The 15484-nt window shown below is 68.5% G+C and carries 16 protein-coding genes; 10 read left to right on the top strand and 6 right to left on the bottom strand.

Features of this window, described 5'->3' with window-relative positions; genetic code table 11:
* Positions 1–42 precede the first annotated feature (42 nt).
* The 6 genes from CDO87_RS20690 to CDO87_RS20665 all read left to right on the top strand — a co-directional run bounded on the left by CDO87_RS20690 (position 43) and on the right by CDO87_RS20665 (position 4712).
* Positions 43–510: an SspB family protein gene (locus CDO87_RS20690; protein ID WP_100930534.1), complete on the top strand. Its 468-nt coding sequence runs from the start codon at positions 43–45 to the stop codon at positions 508–510.
* A 69-nt stretch (positions 511–579) separates the two neighbouring features.
* Complete coding sequence (locus CDO87_RS20685) at positions 580–1632, top strand: HAMP domain-containing sensor histidine kinase (protein ID WP_100930533.1); 1053 nt, start codon at positions 580–582, stop codon at positions 1630–1632.
* Positions 1633–1772: 140 nt separating this feature from the next.
* Positions 1773–3167 (top strand): class II fumarate hydratase, encoded by a 1395-nt coding sequence (gene fumC, locus CDO87_RS20680; protein ID WP_100930532.1) that lies wholly within the window; start codon positions 1773–1775, stop codon positions 3165–3167.
* A gap of 134 nt (positions 3168–3301) precedes the next feature.
* Positions 3302–4267 carry a serine hydrolase gene (locus CDO87_RS20675; RefSeq protein WP_100930531.1) on the top strand — a complete coding sequence of 322 codons (966 nt, stop codon included), beginning with the start codon at positions 3302–3304 and terminating at the stop codon, positions 4265–4267.
* A gap of 41 nt (positions 4268–4308) precedes the next feature.
* On the top strand, positions 4309–4482 hold the full coding sequence (locus CDO87_RS20670) for a DUF4169 family protein (protein WP_100930530.1): 174 nt from the start codon (positions 4309–4311) through the stop codon (positions 4480–4482).
* The gene (locus CDO87_RS20665; protein ID WP_100930529.1) at positions 4479–4712 is read left to right on the top strand and encodes a ribbon-helix-helix domain-containing protein; all 234 of its coding nucleotides are present in this window, start codon (positions 4479–4481) and stop codon (positions 4710–4712) included. Before CDO87_RS20670 ends, CDO87_RS20665 begins: the two co-directional genes overlap by 4 nt.
* A gap of 2 nt (positions 4713–4714) precedes the next feature.
* Here the strand turns inward: CDO87_RS20665 and CDO87_RS20660 are convergent, their stop codons facing one another.
* From CDO87_RS20660 to CDO87_RS20645, 4 genes are all read right to left on the bottom strand, one after another.
* The gene (locus CDO87_RS20660) at positions 4715–5809 is read right to left on the bottom strand and encodes an ABC transporter ATP-binding protein (protein WP_100930528.1); all 1095 of its coding nucleotides are present in this window, start codon (positions 5807–5809) and stop codon (positions 4715–4717) included.
* Positions 5810–5910: 101 nt separating this feature from the next.
* A complete protein-coding gene (locus CDO87_RS20655) occupies positions 5911–6450 on the bottom strand; it encodes an RSP_2648 family PIN domain-containing protein (protein WP_100930527.1) in 540 nt (179 codons plus the stop codon).
* A complete protein-coding gene (locus CDO87_RS20650) occupies positions 6447–7667 on the bottom strand; it encodes an RSP_2647 family RNA methyltransferase (RefSeq protein ID WP_100930526.1) in 1221 nt (406 codons plus the stop codon). The genes CDO87_RS20655 and CDO87_RS20650 overlap by 4 nt, the downstream gene beginning before the upstream one ends.
* A gap of 47 nt (positions 7668–7714) precedes the next feature.
* Complete coding sequence (locus CDO87_RS20645; protein WP_100930525.1) at positions 7715–8374, bottom strand: DUF6778 family protein; 660 nt, start codon at positions 8372–8374, stop codon at positions 7715–7717.
* Between the two features lie 269 nt (positions 8375–8643).
* Between CDO87_RS20645 and edd the strand changes: the two genes are divergently transcribed.
* Both edd and eda read left to right on the top strand, forming a co-directional pair.
* On the top strand, positions 8644–10449 hold the full coding sequence (gene edd / locus CDO87_RS20640; protein ID WP_100930524.1) for a phosphogluconate dehydratase: 1806 nt from the start codon (positions 8644–8646) through the stop codon (positions 10447–10449).
* A gap of 79 nt (positions 10450–10528) precedes the next feature.
* On the top strand, positions 10529–11176 hold the full coding sequence (gene eda, locus CDO87_RS20635; RefSeq protein ID WP_100930523.1) for a bifunctional 4-hydroxy-2-oxoglutarate aldolase/2-dehydro-3-deoxy-phosphogluconate aldolase: 648 nt from the start codon (positions 10529–10531) through the stop codon (positions 11174–11176).
* A gap of 97 nt (positions 11177–11273) precedes the next feature.
* On the opposite strand, the gene CDO87_RS20630 is transcribed toward eda, so the two are convergent.
* Positions 11274–11531 carry a hypothetical protein gene (locus CDO87_RS20630; RefSeq protein ID WP_100930522.1) on the bottom strand — a complete coding sequence of 86 codons (258 nt, stop codon included), beginning with the start codon at positions 11529–11531 and terminating at the stop codon, positions 11274–11276.
* Positions 11528–14293 carry a glutamine-synthetase adenylyltransferase gene (locus CDO87_RS20625; RefSeq protein WP_100930521.1) on the bottom strand — a complete coding sequence of 922 codons (2766 nt, stop codon included), beginning with the start codon at positions 14291–14293 and terminating at the stop codon, positions 11528–11530. Before CDO87_RS20625 ends, CDO87_RS20630 begins: the two co-directional genes overlap by 4 nt.
* A gap of 64 nt (positions 14294–14357) precedes the next feature.
* Between CDO87_RS20625 and CDO87_RS20620 the strand changes: the two genes are divergently transcribed.
* Together CDO87_RS20620 and CDO87_RS20615 are read left to right on the top strand one after the other, a co-directional pair.
* Positions 14358–14945, top strand: coding sequence for an NAD(P)H-dependent oxidoreductase (locus tag CDO87_RS20620; protein WP_100930520.1), 588 nt, complete (start codon positions 14358–14360; stop codon positions 14943–14945).
* Complete coding sequence (locus CDO87_RS20615; protein WP_100930519.1) at positions 14946–15413, top strand: YbaK/EbsC family protein; 468 nt, start codon at positions 14946–14948, stop codon at positions 15411–15413.
* Positions 15414–15484: the final 71 nt, after the last annotated feature.

Raw genomic sequence — 15484 nt, 5'->3', positions numbered from 1 at the left:
TCCAGAGCAATATGGTGGGCGCAACGAACAGAAAGCCGAACTATGTCCGACAGTATTGATTACGGAAAACTCATGCACCGCGCGATGCGCGGCCTCATCCAGGAGGTTCTGACCGGCGTGTCAGAGCATGGGCTGCCCGGCGATCATCATTTCTTCATCACCTTCGACACCCGCCACCCGGAGGTCGAACTGGCCGACTGGCTGGCCCAGCGTTACCCCGGCGAGATGACCGTGGTGATGCAGAACTGGTACGAGGACCTCGAGGTCGGTGACGAGGGCTTTGCCGTCACTCTGAATTTCGGCGACGCACCGGAACGGCTGTCGATCCCCTACGATGCCATCCGCACCTTCGTCGATCCCTCCGTGGAATTCGGCCTGCGTTTCGAAAGTCAGGACAGCGAGGACGACGAAGGCGACGACGATCCCACGCCCGGCGGCGACGGTCCCGGCAAACCCGAGGCGCAGCATCATGATGCCGAAGTCGTCAGCCTCGACCGTTTCCGGAAATGAACCTTTCGTAAAGGGTGCCTGCCGTAACGTCCACGGGACTATCCTGCCTGGGTCTCGGGCGACATCGGCATGAACCCTCTGAACTTCGCCATCCTCGACTATGTCGCTCTGCCGATATTCGTCCTCCGGCCCGATCCGGAGGGCAGGCCTGTCTATGCCTTCTGGAACCGCGCCGCCGAACGGCTGGGCGCCCGCCCGAGGGAGGAGGTGCTGGGCCATACCGCGCGCGAGGTCTACGAGGGCGCCTTTGGCGAAGCGGCTTATCGGCGTCACATGGAGGTCATGGCCACCCGCACCGCGCAGACCTACGACCTCTTGCTCGACCTCGACGGCTCCGCGACAGAGGTGCAGACCACCCTCTCGCCGATCCTCGGGCATGACGACCACATCATCGTCATCGTCGGCACCTCGACCATCGTGACGCCCATCCGGGCCGCGCAGCAGAAGGACATCGAAACCCTCGCCAGGGTCGAACGCGCCCGCCGCGAGATGGAGCAGTACCTCGCCTTCGCAGCCCACGACCTGCGCGCGCCCATGCGCCGCATCCTCGGCCTGTCCGAACTGATCCGCGACGAACTGCCCGAGGACGCGACGGAGGCGCGGGAGATCGCCGACCTGATGTCGGAAGTCAGCGAAAAGGCGCAGGACCTGATCGGCGAGGTCCTCGACTTCAGCGAGGCCAGCAATGCCGAGGAGCGGATCGAGAGCTTCGAGTTGCACCTGCTCTGCCGCGACATCTTCACCGTCCTCGACCCGCGCGGGCAGCACGACCTCGACGCACAAGAGATCCGCCTGACCGCCGACCGCACCGCGCTCCAGATCATCCTGCGCAACCTCGTCGACAACGCACTGAAACACGCGGGCAAGGACCGGGTGCGCGTCCGCGTCCGAACCGACGCGACGAACGAGGGCCTCGACATCCTCGTGGAAGACAACGGCAAGGGCCTGCCCGGCGGTACGCTCGACTTTCTCGACGGCAAACCCTTCGAATACGGCCATGGCTTCGGTCTGCTCGGGCTGCGGCGGCTGCTTGGCATGCGCAAGGGCAAGCTGTCGGCAACCCAGCCGGAGGGCGGCGGCAGCGTATTCCGTGTGCATCTGCCCGGAACCCGTCTGGCCTGACCCCGGGCCGTTCCGCTGGGGCAATTCGTCTCTAGGCGCGCGGCACCGGCCTTAGTAAACCTTGCCGCGATTGCACGATTGCCCAGCATCCCGCTTTCCTTTAATCGGCATGCAATCGCATACAAATGCAGGAGTCGCCCATGACCGCCACCCGTACCGAGACCGACAGCTTCGGCCCGCTGGAAGTGCCCGCCGAAAAGTACTGGGGCGCGCAGACCCAGCGCTCGATCATGAACTTCCCCATCGGCTGGGAAAAGCAGCCCGTGCCGATTGTCCGCGCCCTTGGCGTCATCAAGAAGGCCTGCGCCGAGGCGAACAAGTCGCTCGGCACCATGACGCCCGAGATCGCCGACGCGATCATGGCCGCCGCACAGGAAGTCATCGAGGGCAAGTTCGACGACAACTTCCCTCTGGTGGTCTGGCAGACCGGCTCCGGCACGCAGTCGAACATGAACGCGAACGAGGTCATCTCCAACCGCGCAATCGAGATGCTGGGCGGCGAGATGGGGTCCAAGTCCCCCGTCCACCCCAACGATCACTGCAACATGGGCCAGTCGTCGAACGACACCTTCCCGACCGCGATGCACGTCGCCATCGGCATGCAGGCGCGCGACGTCCTGCTGCCCGGCCTGAAAAAGCTGCACGCGGCGCTCGAAGCGAAGTCCGCCGAATTCAAGGACATCATCAAGATCGGCCGGACCCACACCCAGGACGCCACTCCGCTGACGCTGGGCCAGGAATTCGGCGGCTACGCCCACCAGGTCAAGAAGGGCATCGAACGGGTCGAGGCCTGCCTGCCCGACATCTACGAACTGGCGCAGGGCGGCACCGCCGTCGGCACCGGGCTCAACACGAAAAAGGGCTGGGCAGAGACGGTCGCAGCCAACATCGCCGCGATCACCGACCTGCCCTTCGTCACCGCACCGAACAAGTTCGAGGCGCTGGCCGCGCATGACGCGATGGTGATGTTCTCCGGCGCGCTGAAGACCGTGGCGGCAAGCCTCTTCAAGATCGCCAACGACATCCGCCTCTTGGGCTCCGGCCCTCGTTCCGGCCTTGGCGAACTGATCCTGCCCGAGAACGAGCCCGGCTCGTCGATCATGCCGGGCAAGGTGAACCCGACGCAGGCCGAGGCGCTGACCATGGTCTGCGCCCATGTCATGGGCAACGACGCGGCGGTCGGTTTCGCGGGCTCGCAGGGCCACTTCGAGCTGAACGTCTACAACCCGATGATGTCCTACAACGTCCTGCAATCCATGCAGCTTCTGGGCGACTCGGCCTCTGCCTTCACCGACAACATGGTGGTCGGGATCGAGGCCAACGAGGCGCGGATCGAGAAACTGATGAAGGAATCGCTGATGCTGGTGACGGCGCTGGCGCCGACCATCGGTTACGACAACGCCACCAAGGTCGCCAAGACTGCCCACAAGAACGGCACGACCCTCAAGGAAGAGGCCATCGCGCTCGGTTTCGTGGACGAGGAGACCTTCGACCGCGTCGTCCGCCCCGAGGACATGATCGGCCCCAAGGACTGATCCTGCACCAACGCGGAAAGACACCCACGCGCGCCCCCATCCGGGCGCGCGTTTCTCGTTCGCCCGACTTCTGACCCGCGCAAACGTGAGCCGCGATCCGTTGACCTCTGGCGATTTCCGCCGATTTCAGGGGGATGCAACGTCGAACCCTCCTCGCCTCCGCCCTGGCCCTGCCCTTCGTCTCCCGCGCGTGGGCGCAGGACGATCCCTTCGCCGCCTTCGCGGAGGCGCACGACCAGTTCCACGCGATCCTCGTCCGGAAGGGCGACACGCTGATCCACGAAAAGGCCTATCGCGGCCCCGGCCTCGACGCGCTGGCCAATATCAAGAGCTGTTCGAAAAGCATGGTCGCGCTGCTTCTGGGCTGTGCCATCGACCGGGACGAGGTCGCGCTGGACGCCACCCTCGGCGACGTGGCCCCCCGGCTGATCCCCTCCGGTGCCGATCCGCAGGTGGCCGACATCACGCTGGGTGACCTCGCCAGCCTCCGCGCCGGACTGGAGCGGACCTCCGGCCCCAATTACGGCGCATGGGTCGCCTCGTCAAACTGGGTGCGCGACGCGCTGTCCCGTCCCATGGTGGCGGAACCCGGCGGGCGGATGCTCTATTCCACCGGCTCGACCCATGTCCTCGGCGCGGCGCTGGCAGAGGCAACCGGCCTCACGCTGCTGGAACAGGCCCGCACCCGGCTGGGCCGCCCTCTGGACATCGACATCCCGCCGTGGACCCGCGATCCGCAGGGCTTCTACCTCGGCGGCAACCAGATGGCGCTGACTCCCCGGGCGATGCTGCGCGTTGCGCTGGCGATGCGCGACGGCGGCGTCTGGGACGGAACGCAGGTCATCCCCGCCGACTGGGTGGAAACCTCCGTCCAGCCACTGACCCGCTCGCCCTACTCCGGCCTCTCCTACGGCTACGGCTGGTTCCTGAGCCCCACCGGCTGGGCGCTGGCGCGCGGCTACGGCGGGCAGATCATCGCCTTTCACGCCGACCGGGACATCGCCGCCGCCATCACCTCCGACCCGAACCGGCCCGCGCGGTCGCAGGGGTATTTCGGGGCGCTGATGGACCTGCTCGACGGCCCGGTCCTGTCCGTCTGAAACCCATGGAACGCCGCCAAGAAGCCAGCTAGGATCGCGTCATGAGCAAGGTCGTCAACCTGAACCGCTTCCGCAAGCAGAAGTCCCGCGACGAGAAACGCCGCGAGGGCGACACCAACGCCGCTCAGCACGGCCTGACCAAGGCGCAGAAGACGCTGGCCAAGGCCCGCACCGACAAGGAGCGGCGCGACCTCGACGGGCACGAACGGGAATGACGGGCCGCCCGGTCAAGCGGTCGCTGACCCTGAAGGGCCACCGCACCTCGGTCTCGCTCGAGGATGCCTTCTGGTCCGAATTCCGGCGCATCGCGGCCGAGATGGACAAGCCCCTGAACGCGCTTGCCTCCGAAATCGACGAGGCGCGCGACCCGGAGGTCGGGCTGGCCTCTTCCATACGGGTCTACATCCTTCGCAAACTGGTCGAAGAACGCGACGCAAGAGTCTGAAATCAGGCGCGTTTCCGCCCCATTACGGGGAACACGAAACACCGGTCGCGCCGCAGGCTCAACCACATCGGCGTGCCGGTCTTCGGCAGGAAAACGTTGGGTACGGTGGCGATCAGCTTCTGCCTGTCGTGATCCATCACGAACTCGACGAGGCTTTCCGATCCCATGAACCGCGCCCGCTGCACGACGCCGCGCGCAGGCGTGCCGGCGATCTCCGTCGGGTTCGGGCCCTTGCCGGAGCGGTCGAAGTCGATGGAGACGTGCTGCGGGCGGAAAACGATCTCCACCGCGCCGCCATCCGCCACGCCCGGCGCAAGGAAGCGGCCGAACGGCGTGTCCACCAGCGCCCCTTGAACAGTGCCCTGCAAGACGTTGACATCACTGAAGAATGCCACGGCCTCGCGGTCCACCGGCGCGTTGTAGATGTTGTAGGGCGCACCTTGCTGAACGATCCGCCCGTCGCGCATCAGCGCGATCTCGTCGGCCATGCGCATCGCCTCTTCGGGTTCGTGCGTGACCAGCAGGACCGCCGCGCCTTCCTCCTTCAGCAGGTCCAGCGTCTCGTCGCGGATACCGTCGCGCAGCCGGTTGTCGAGGCCGGAGAACGGCTCGTCCATCAGCATGATCTTCGGCTGCGGCGCCAGCGCGCGAGCCAGGGCCACGCGCTGCTGCTCGCCGCCCGACAGGTGATGCGGATAATGGTCGATGTAATGCCGCAGCCCGACCCGGTCCAGAAGCCGCTCCGCCGTGGCGCGCTTCTCCGAACGTCCGCCCTTCAGTCCGAAGGCCACGTTTTCCCCGACACTCAGATGCGGGAACAGCGCGAAGTCCTGAAACATCAGCCCGATGGAGCGGCGCTCGGGCGGCACGCGGAACACCGTGTCGCAGACCAGCTTGCCGTCGACGTGGATGGTGCCTTCATCCTGCATGTCGACGCCCGCGATCATCCGCAGCGTCGTCGACTTGCCGCATCCCGAGGGGCCGAGCAGGCAGGTCACCTGCCCCGGCGCGATCTGCAGCGACACGTGATCGACCACGGTCTGACCGTCGAAGCGGCGCACGAGGTCGCGGATTTCTAGCCTTGGCGGTGTCGTCACGTCTGCCCCAAAACGTCCGAGGGATTTTATCGGGTTTCAGGCACCTCTAGACTGACCCGCCGTGTACTGCAAGGGCACCCTGTCCCCCGTGCCAGGTCTCGTCAGGCCAAGGCCTTGGCAAGACGCGGCAAACGGGCCTTCTTCAGGAGCGCGCGCATCTCCCAGTCGTCGCCGGAGAGGCGCCGCGCCTCGGCCAGCACCTGCTCTGCCACGCCCTGCACCGCGTCTGGCGAGGCCTGCCAGAACCCGAGCAGGAAGGCGTCGGGATCGGTGCGGCTCAGGCCCTCTTCGGCCAGCACGTTACGCGGGAAATCAGAGGCGTTCATCGTCACGATCACGTCGGCGCTGCCCGCGACCGCCGCCGCCAGCACATGCACGTCCGCCGGATCGGGCAGCCACAGGCGCCCTTCAAGCGACGGCGGCCAGGTCACTTTGGCCCGAGGCCATGCGGCGCGAACCAGCGCGATCTCGCCCCGCGCCTGCGCCTCTCCGCCCGGTCCCAGCTTGCGCGCGGCGCGGGCCCATTCCTCGAGAATGCGTTCCGACCAGAGCGGCGCGTAAAGCCCGGCCCCGGCCACGCCCAGAAGAACCTCGCGCATCACCGTGGGAAACAGGACGCAGGTGTCGAGGACGACCTTCACAGCCGGAAGAACAGCGCCTTCAGGTAGCCCGATTCTGCCAGTTGCGGCAGCAGCGGATGGTCGGCCCCCGCCTGCCCGGTGTGGATCAGGACCGCCCGCCGCCCGGCCCGGCCGATGCCGCGCAGGCACGCGCCGGTAAAGGCTGTCATGTCCGCCGCGTGCGAACACGAGCAGAGCACGAGATACCCGTCCTCCGCCACCAGCGGCGCCGCCAGCCGCGCGATCCGTTCGTAGGCCCGCAGCCCCTTGTCCAGCGCCTGCTTCGACGGCGCGAAGGCCGGCGGGTCGCAGACCACCACGTCATAGCGCACGCCTTCTTCCTGCAGCGCCGTCAGCGTGTCGAAGGCGTCGCCCTGCCGGGTGGCAAAGCGGTCGGCCACGCCCATTGCATCGGCCCCCGCCTGCGCCAGTTCCAGCGCCGGGGCAGAACCGTCGACGCACAGCACCTCGCGCGCGCCGCCCGCAAGAGCCGCCAGCCCGAAGCCGCCGACATGGCTGAAGACGTCGATCACCGATCCCTCCGCCGCCAGCCGGGCCGCAAAGGCGTGGTTGTCGCGCTGGTCGTAGAACAGACCGGTCTTCTGGCCGCCGGTCAGGTCGGCCATGTAGGTCGCGCCGTTCATCACCACCGGCACCGGCGCGTCGGGCGCCACCCCCAGCAGCACCGCATCGGCATCGTCCAGCCCTTCCAGCGCGCGCCCGCGCCCGGACGCGTTCTTGAGGATGTTCGTGCAGCCCGTGACCTCCGCCAGGATTTCCGCCAGCTCCGGCAGGCGCACATCGGCCCAGGCGGCGTTCGGCTGCACCACCAGCGTGTCGCCGAAACGGTCCGCGATCACGCCGGGAAAGCCGTCCGCCTCCGCGTGGATCAGCCGGTAGAACGGCGCATCGTACAACCGTTCGCGCAGCGACAGCGCCTTGGCGACCTTCGCCCGCAGCCAGTCGGTGCCGACCTCCACGATCTCGCGGTCCAGCACCCGCGCCACGATCTTCGAGCCGGGGTTCACCGCCACCGTGGCCAGCGGCTTGCGCTCGTGGTCCTCCAGCGTGGCGATGGTGCCCGGCGCGATGCCCCGGGTCCGGCGATCCATCACCAGTTCGTTGTCAAAGACCCATGGCGCGCCGCGGCGGATGGCGCGGGCGTTGGCCTTCGGAAGAAGGCGCAGGACGGGACGGTCGGATGCGGAGCCGGAATCAGGCGAGGCGGAGGTCGTCATGACCCCCGCCTTACCCCGCTTTCTCCCAAGAATGAAGCGGTTGAAATTCAGATCTGATCGAGCGCCCGGGTCAGCGTCCGGCCCTTGTCGCGCCAGCCCCCCGCGGTCGACACCTCGGCCGCCATGACGCGGTCCAGATGCGCCATCAGGCGGACCTTCATGCCCAGGCCCTGCCGTTCCGCCGCCATCGCCCGGCGCCCGCCGAAGGCCTCCAGATCCGCGCGGGTCCGGCGGCCCTGCACCAGCACCGCACCGGTCGCGGCATCGACGAGGGTTGTGTCGAAGACGACCGTATGGATGCCGCCGGTGGTGTAACGGGCCTTCTCCGTCAGCGAATGGAACTTGTGGAGCGTTATGATGGCCTTGACCGGACGCCCCTCTGCGGGCGCGCCCGCGCGGGCCTTCTCGAGGCTCGCCTGAAACATCGCCGCTACCTGCTGTTTGCGGTTGCCGGGCGCGTCGCCGCGCCAGACGATGTCGGCGATCGGCAGATACAGGTTCGCTTCGGACACGCTGAGCGCCTCGGGCACGCGGAACTCGTACTCCACCAGCCTCATGCCCCCCTGCAGGACCGGGGCGTCAAGCTCCGCAACCGGGGCCGCGCGCTCCATCTGCAGGGTCGAGGCGCGGGTCACCTCGCCGCCGGGCATCGCCTCGAACGGTGCGCGGCCGGGCATCTCGCCGCAGGCCGCTAGTGCCGCCATCATTCCAAGCCCAAGAACAAACCGTGCAATCCGCATCTTTTTCGCCCTTCTGTGCCGCTTCGCTGCTCCCGAAGCGCCGTTCTGCCCTGTCGCTGCCCGAAGGCTGCTGTTAACGTTGTTTTGCTCCGGAACGTGGCGCCATTTGGGCGACAGCAGGGTCTTTCGTCGACACGTCAACCTGATGGCCGCACGGATCACGGGGTTTACCGTTAGCGCTAACTGGTCTATGTATCGCGGAAGACCGGAAACCGGAGCCGGAAAGGACTCGTTCCATGACCCTCAATCAGACCATCGCCGACGTCACCGCCCGTATCGAGGAACGCTCCTCGGGCATGCGCGCCACCTATCTCGACCGCATGGCTCGCGCCGCCGACGAAGGCCCGCGCCGCGCCCACCTGACCTGCGGCAACCAGGCCCACGCCTATGCCGCCATGGGCCAGGACCAGGACCGGCTCGCCACCGAACGCGCGCCCAACATCGGCATCGTCAGCGCCTACAACGACATGCTCTCGGCTCACCAGCCGTTCGAGCGCTTCCCCGACCTGATCCGCAAGGCGGCCCGCGCGCAGGGCGCCACAGCGCAGGTGGCGGGCGGCGTTCCGGCAATGTGCGACGGTGTCACCCAGGGCCAGGTCGGCATGGAACTCTCGCTCTTCTCCCGTGACGTGATCGCACTGGCAGCAGGCATCGCGCTCTCGCACAACACCTTCGACGCGGCGCTCTACCTCGGCGTCTGCGACAAGATCGTGCCGGGGCTGATCATCGCCGCGGCCACCTTCGGCTACATCCCCTCGGTCTTCCTGCCCGCGGGCCCGATGCCCACCGGCCTGCCCAACGACGAAAAGGCCAAGGTCCGCCAGATGTTCGCCACCGGCGAGGTCGGCCGCGAGGAACTGATGAAGGCCGAGATGGCCTCCTACCACGGGCCGGGCACCTGCACCTTCTACGGCACCGCCAACACCAACCAGATGCTGATGGAGGTCATGGGCCTGCACCTGCCCGGCGCCTCCTTCGTGAACCCCAACACGCCGCTGCGCGACGCGCTGACCGTCGCCGGGACCGAACGCGCGCTCGAGATCACGGCGCTCGGCAACGACTACCGTCCGGTGTCGGAGATCCTCGACGCCAAGGCCTTCGTCAACGGCATCGTCGGGCTGATGGCGACCGGCGGCTCCACCAACCTCGTGCTGCACATGCCCGCCATGGCACGCGCCGCAGGCATCGCGCTCGAGGTGCAGGACTTCGACGACATCTCCTCGGTGACGCCGCTGATGGCCAAGGTCTACCCGAACGGCCTTGCGGACGTGAACCACTTCCACGCCGCGGGCGGGCTGCAGTACATGATCGGCGAACTCCTTGACGCGGGCCTCCTGCACGAGGACGTCAAGACGGTGATCGGCGACGGCCTGCGCCCCTACACCCGCGAGCCCGAACTGAAGGACGACAAGCTGACCTGGCGCGACGGCCCGACGCAGACCCACAACGACAAGGTCCTGCGCCCGGCCACCGACCCCTTCCAGAAGACCGGCGGCCTGAAGCAGCTTAAGGGCAACCTCGGCCACGGCATGATCAAGGTCTCCGCCGTCGCCCCCGAACGCCACGTGATCGAGGCGAAGGCCCGCGTCTTCGAGGACCAGGAAGCCGTCAAGCTGGCCTTCAAGGCGGGCGAGTTCACCGAGGACACCATCGTCGTCGTCCGCTTCCAGGGGCCGAAGTCGAACGGCATGCCGGAACTGCACGGCCTGACCCCGACTCTCGCCGTGCTGCAGGATCGCGGCCTGAAGGTGGCGCTGGTGACCGACGGCCGCATGTCCGGCGCCTCCGGCAAGGTGCCCGCGGCGATCCACGTCTCGCCCGAGGCGGCAGACGGCGGCCCGCTCGCCCGCGTGCGCGACGGCGACATCGTCCGCCTCGACGCCACCAACGGCACGCTCGAGAACCTCGCGCCCGATTTCGCCGACCGCGAACCGGTGACCGCCGACCTCACAGGCAACGGCCACGGCGTCGGACGCGAGCTTTTCGCCGCCTTCCGCGCCAACGTGGGGCTTGCCTCGAACGGCGCGGCCGTGGTCGTCTGACCCCAAAGGCGCGCCCGGCCCCGCCAAGGGCGCGCCCCCTGCTTCTCTGCTTCACAAATACTCGAAAAGGACGCTCCCCATGACCCCAGCCGACGCCAGCCGCGAAAGCGAGCGCCTCTGCCGCCTCGCCCCGGTGATCCCGGTTCTCGTGATCGACGACGCCTCGAAGGCGCGCGGCCTCGCCGAGGCACTGGTCAAGGGCGGCCTGCCCGTGCTCGAGGTGACGCTGCGCACCCCCGCGGCGCTCGACGCGATATCCGAGATGGCGAAGGTCGAGGGCGGCGTGGTCGGCGCGGGCACGCTCCTGACACCCGAGGACGTGGAAAAGGCCGTGGCCGCAGGCGCAAAATTCGGCGTCTCGCCGGGCGCCACCGACCGCATCCTCGACGCCTGCGAGGCCGCCGACCTGCCGCTGCTGCCGGGTGCCGCCACCGCGTCGGAGGCGATGAAACTGCTGGAGCGCGGCTATACCGTGCAGAAGTTCTTCCCGGCGGAGGCCAACGGCGGCGTGCCCGCGCTCAAGGCCATCGGCGCGCCGATCCCGCAGGTCCGCTTCTGCCCCACCGGCGGCGTGTCCATGAAGAACGTGGGCGACTACCTCGGCCTGTCGAACGTGCTCTGCTGCGGCGGCAGCTGGGTGGCGCCGAAGGACATGGTCTCTTCGGGCGACTGGGCCGGGATCGAGGCGCTGGCCCGAGAGGCCGCGGCCCTGCCGCGCCTTGCGTGAAGTGTCACGTGTCGGATCGGCTGACGCCGATCCGACAGGCCGGGGCTCTGCCCCGGACCCCGAGGTATTTCTGCCAAGATGAAGGGGAGACCCGCGATCAGTTGCGCGGGCGCGAACGCCATCCGCCGCGCCGCTTCGGCGCGGCCATGCCGTGCTGGCCTTCGCGCAGGACTTCCGTCATCGGGTGGCCCTCCTGGCCGTACTCCTCCAGCAGCGCGGCGATCAGCGTGCTTGTCTCGGTGTCGACCGGCAGCGACAGCGCCCAGTCGAAGAAGATCGAGCGGCTTTCCTCGATCGTGATGCCCTCGATCCGGTAGGCTTCCCGGATCAGCCCCTTGGGGTCCGCGTCGTTCATGTCTCTTCTCCTTCGGGCAGGACCGCCCGGATGATGCCCGCGGCGCGCGCGGTGCGCGTATCCAGTTCCTCGCGCAGCGCGTCGAGGGTCTCGTGCCCGGTCAGCCGCAGCAGGAAGGCGCAGCCGCCCGCACCCAGCGTGTCGGGGTCGAGCGGCTTGTCGCTGACCAGCCGCGCGCCGATCTGCAACGACCAGGCGAGTTCGTAGGCCGCCACCAGCGGGCCGCTGTCGAGCCAGTCCGCCGCCCGCAGCGCCCTTGGCGTCTGGCGCACCGGCTTCCCGGCGGTCAGCGCCGCCGCCTGCCCGATCAGTTCGATCTCCTGCATCCGGCCCGGGCCGATCTTGGCGTCCCACGGGCCGGAGCCGCCCTTTGCCGCCTCGATCCGGCGCAGCATGCTGGCCACCTCCGACAGCACTTTCGTGCGGTCGCGCGGCTCGGCCAGCAGGTCCAGCCGGAAGGCCTCCACGTCGTCGGCGAAGCCGCGCGGGCCTGCGATCACCCGCGCACGGGTCAGCGCGAGGTGCTCCCAGGTCCAGGCCTCTTCCTGCTGGTAACGCTGGAAAGACGCCCAGGAGGTCGCCACCGGCCCCTGGTTGCCGGAGGGACGGAGCCGCATGTCGACCTCATAGAGCCGCCCCTCGGACATGCGCGCGGTCATCGCCGTCACCAGCGCCTGCGTCAGCCGCGCGTAATAGGTGCGCGAGGGCAGCGGCCGGCGGCCGTCCGAGCTCTCGACGTCCTGCGGATCGTAGATCACGATAAGGTCGAGGTCGGAGCGCGCGTGCAGCCGCCCAGCCCCGAGCGAGCCCATCCCCAGCACCACGGCACCGCGTCCCGGCGGCGCGCCGTGTTTCAGCGCGAATTCCTCCTGCACCACCGGCCAGATTGCCGCCAGCACGGCTTCGGCAAGGTCGGCATAGGCGCGGCCCGCCTCCTCCGGCGCCATCATCCCGCGCAGGAGGTGCACGCCCGCGCGGAAGTGCCATTCCTTGGCCCAGCGGCGCGCGAGGTCGAGGCGCCGTTCGTAGTCCGGTTCGGCCTCCAGCACGCGCGACAGCTCTTCTGCCAGCCGGGTCCGTCCGGGCCACTGGCTCCAGAAATCCCCGGCGATGACCGCGTCCAGCACGGACGCGTTGCGCGCGAGGTAGACGGCAAGGTCGGGCGAGGTGCCGACGATGTCCACCAGCAGGTCGGCGAGCTGCGGATTGGCCTCGAACAGCGCGAACAACTGCACGCCCGCGGGCAGCCCTTTCAGGAAACCGTCGAAGGCGGCCAGCGCCTCTTCGGGCCGGGCGGTGGCGGCGAGGCGGCGCAGGATCTCCGGCCGCACGCGCTGCCACAGTTGCTGGGCGCGTTCCGAGCGCAGGCAGGGATAGGTCGACCAGCGGCGCGGCAGGTCGCTGTCCTCGAAGACCTCCGGTTCGGCACAGGGGGCAGACGAGTCGGGGGCGAAGAAGCCCTCCGTCAGGGAATGCACCTCTGTCAGGCGGTCGACGATCTTTGTCTCCAGGTCGGCCAGGTCGCAGCCCATGAGGCAGGCGATGCGGTTCAGCCCCTCCTCGCTGGTCGGCATGTCGTGGGTCTGGGTGTCGTTGACCATCTGGATGCGGTGTTCCACCTCGCGGTGCGCACGGTAGTGGCAGACCAGCTTTTCCGAGACATCCTCCGGCACCCAACCCTTGGCGGTCAGCGCCCGCAGCCCCTCCACCGTGCCGCGCACCCGAAGGTCCCGGTCGCGGCCGCCGGCGATCAGCTGGCGCGTCTGGGTGAAGAACTCGATCTCGCGGATGCCGCCGCGCCCCAGCTTCATGTTGTGCCCGGCCAGCGTCACCGGCCCGTGCAGCCGCTTGTGCGACCGGATGCGCAGCCGCATGTCATGCGCGTCCTGGATCGCCGCAAAGTCGAGATGCTTGCGCCAGACGAAGGGTTTCAGCGCAGCCAGGAACCGCTCCGCCGCCGGGATGTCCCCCGCCGAGGGCCGCGCCTTGATATAGGCCGCGCGTTCCCAGGTGCGCCCGAAGCTCTCGTAATACCGCTCCGCCGCTTCCATCGCCATGATGACCGGCGTCACCGAGGGGTCGGGCCTCAGCCGCAGGTCGGTGCGGAAGACATACCCCTCGCCCGTGGGATCGTTCAGCATCGACGACATCTTGCGCGTGGCGCGCACGAGGGCCGAGCGCGCCTCGAAGTAGTCGTCGGGATCGTAGCGGGTTTCGTCGAAGAGGCAGATCAGGTCGATGTCGGAAGAATAGTTCAGCTCTCCCGCGCCCATCTTGCCCATGGCCAGCACCGCCGCGCCCCCCGCCGTCTCCACATCGTCGGCGCTCATGCCGGGCAGCTTGCCGCGCCGGATCTCGTGACCCACGGCCGCCTGCAGCGCCAGCGTGACCGCCAGGTCGGCGAAATCGCTCAGCGCGCCGGTGACGTCCTCCAGCTCCCACGCGCCGGCAAGGTCGCAGAGTGCGGTCAGCAGGGCGATCCGGCGCTTCGCCTGCCTGAGCGCGCTGCCGAGCGTATCGGGCGCCACCTCGCGCAGACCGGCGTGTACCGCCGCCAGCGCCGCCTCCATGTCGCCCGCCGCCTCTTCGAGCCAGTCGCTCTCTCGCGCGATCAGCCCCTTGAGATAGGGTGACGAGCCGCCGGTGCCGCGCAGCAGGTCGGCAACGGCGCCGCTGGCCCAGGGGGCGCTCGACAGGGTTTCCTCTCCCTTCTCGGGATCGAAGGGGCGTGGCAGGCGGGTGATGCGGCTTTCCAGCGTCATGTCTGGCAGATGCTCATGACATCAGCGGCTTGGCAAGCCCTGCGCGCTCTGAGACAAGACGGCCATGCGCCTGCTCATGGTCATAGCCCACCCGCTGAAGGACAGCCTCAGCCACCGCTTCGCCGACCGCCTGTCGCGCGATCTGACAGGGCGCGGGCACGATGTCACGTTGCGCGACCTCTATGCCGAAGGGTTCGCACCCGCCCTGACCGCCGACGAGCGGCGCGCCTATTACAGCACGCCCTTCGAGGACGAGACCGGGCTGAAGACCTTCGACGGCATGGTCCTCGTCTTTCCGACATGGTGGTTCGGCCTGCCTGCGATCCTCAAGGGCTGGATCGACCGGACCTTCCTGCCCGGCGTGGCCTATTCCCACGACCCGGAACAGGGCACGCTGCATCCCGGCCTGCCCTGCCTGAAGTCCGTGCTGGCGGTCACCACCATGGGCGCGCCCGCGTGGTACGACCGCCTCGTGGCCCGCCGCCCGGTGTATCGCGCGCTGAAATACGGGGTGTTCAAACCCTGCGCGCCGAAGGCCCGGTTCCGCTTTCTCGCCCTCAACGGGGCCGAGAAGGTCACGCCCGCCCGACTGAACCGCTTCGAGACCCGCCTCACCCGCGCGGCCACCCACCTCTTTCCCACGGAGCCGTGAATGAGCAAGAGCCTCAAACGTGTCCGCGCCGCCATCGAGGCGGCAGGCCTCAGCCCCGACATCCGCGAGGTCGGACAGGCCCGCACCGCGCAGGAAGCCGCCGACAGCGTCGGCGTGCACGTGGACCAGATCGCCAAGTCGATCATCTTCCGGGCCGAGACCTCGGGCGAGGCGGTGCTTTTCCTGACCGCGGGCGGCAACCGGGTCTGCGCCGACAAGGCGACGGCGCTGGCGGGCGAACCGCTGGGCAAGGCGGACGCCGGGCTGATCCGGTCCCAGACCGGCTTTGCCATCGGCGGCGTCGCCCCCATCGGCCACCTGAACCCGATCCGCGCCTGGCTCGACCCGCGCCTTCTGGCGTTCGAGGAGGTCTGGGCAGCAGCCGGCACACCGCGCCACGTCTTCCCAATTGACCCAAGACGCCTGCCCGGCCTGACCGGGGCGGAGACCGCCGACTTCACGCTCTGAGGCGCGTACGGAACGCCCTGCGGCGGCCAGCCGGGCGGGTTTTTCCGGTCCTCGACCCCCCGAAAACCGCC

Source organism: Sagittula sp. P11 (genome assembly GCF_002814095.1).
Classification (GTDB): domain Bacteria; phylum Pseudomonadota; class Alphaproteobacteria; order Rhodobacterales; family Rhodobacteraceae; genus Sagittula.
This window is presented reverse-complemented; position numbering and strand designations above follow the sequence as displayed.

Coding starts and splice junctions, on each gene's coding strand:
- CDO87_RS20690 (WP_100930534.1), top strand. CDS start 43: ATGTCCGACAGTATTGATTACGGAAAACTCATGCACCGCGCGATGCGC.
- CDO87_RS20685 (WP_100930533.1), top strand. CDS start 580: ATGAACCCTCTGAACTTCGCCATCCTCGACTATGTCGCTCTGCCGATA.
- fumC (WP_100930532.1), top strand. CDS start 1,773: ATGACCGCCACCCGTACCGAGACCGACAGCTTCGGCCCGCTGGAAGTG.
- CDO87_RS20675 (WP_100930531.1), top strand. CDS start 3,302: ATGCAACGTCGAACCCTCCTCGCCTCCGCCCTGGCCCTGCCCTTCGTC.
- CDO87_RS20670 (WP_100930530.1), top strand. CDS start 4,309: ATGAGCAAGGTCGTCAACCTGAACCGCTTCCGCAAGCAGAAGTCCCGC.
- CDO87_RS20665 (WP_100930529.1), top strand. CDS start 4,479: ATGACGGGCCGCCCGGTCAAGCGGTCGCTGACCCTGAAGGGCCACCGC.
- CDO87_RS20650 (WP_100930526.1), bottom strand. CDS start 7,667: ATGACGACCTCCGCCTCGCCTGATTCCGGCTCCGCATCCGACCGTCCC.
- CDO87_RS20645 (WP_100930525.1), bottom strand. CDS start 8,374: ATGATGGCGGCACTAGCGGCCTGCGGCGAGATGCCCGGCCGCGCACCG.
- edd (WP_100930524.1), top strand. CDS start 8,644: ATGACCCTCAATCAGACCATCGCCGACGTCACCGCCCGTATCGAGGAA.
- eda (WP_100930523.1), top strand. CDS start 10,529: ATGACCCCAGCCGACGCCAGCCGCGAAAGCGAGCGCCTCTGCCGCCTC.
- CDO87_RS20630 (WP_100930522.1), bottom strand. CDS start 11,531: ATGAACGACGCGGACCCCAAGGGGCTGATCCGGGAAGCCTACCGGATC.
- CDO87_RS20625 (WP_100930521.1), bottom strand. CDS start 14,293: ATGACGCTGGAAAGCCGCATCACCCGCCTGCCACGCCCCTTCGATCCC.
- CDO87_RS20620 (WP_100930520.1), top strand. CDS start 14,358: ATGCGCCTGCTCATGGTCATAGCCCACCCGCTGAAGGACAGCCTCAGC.
- CDO87_RS20615 (WP_100930519.1), top strand. CDS start 14,946: ATGAGCAAGAGCCTCAAACGTGTCCGCGCCGCCATCGAGGCGGCAGGC.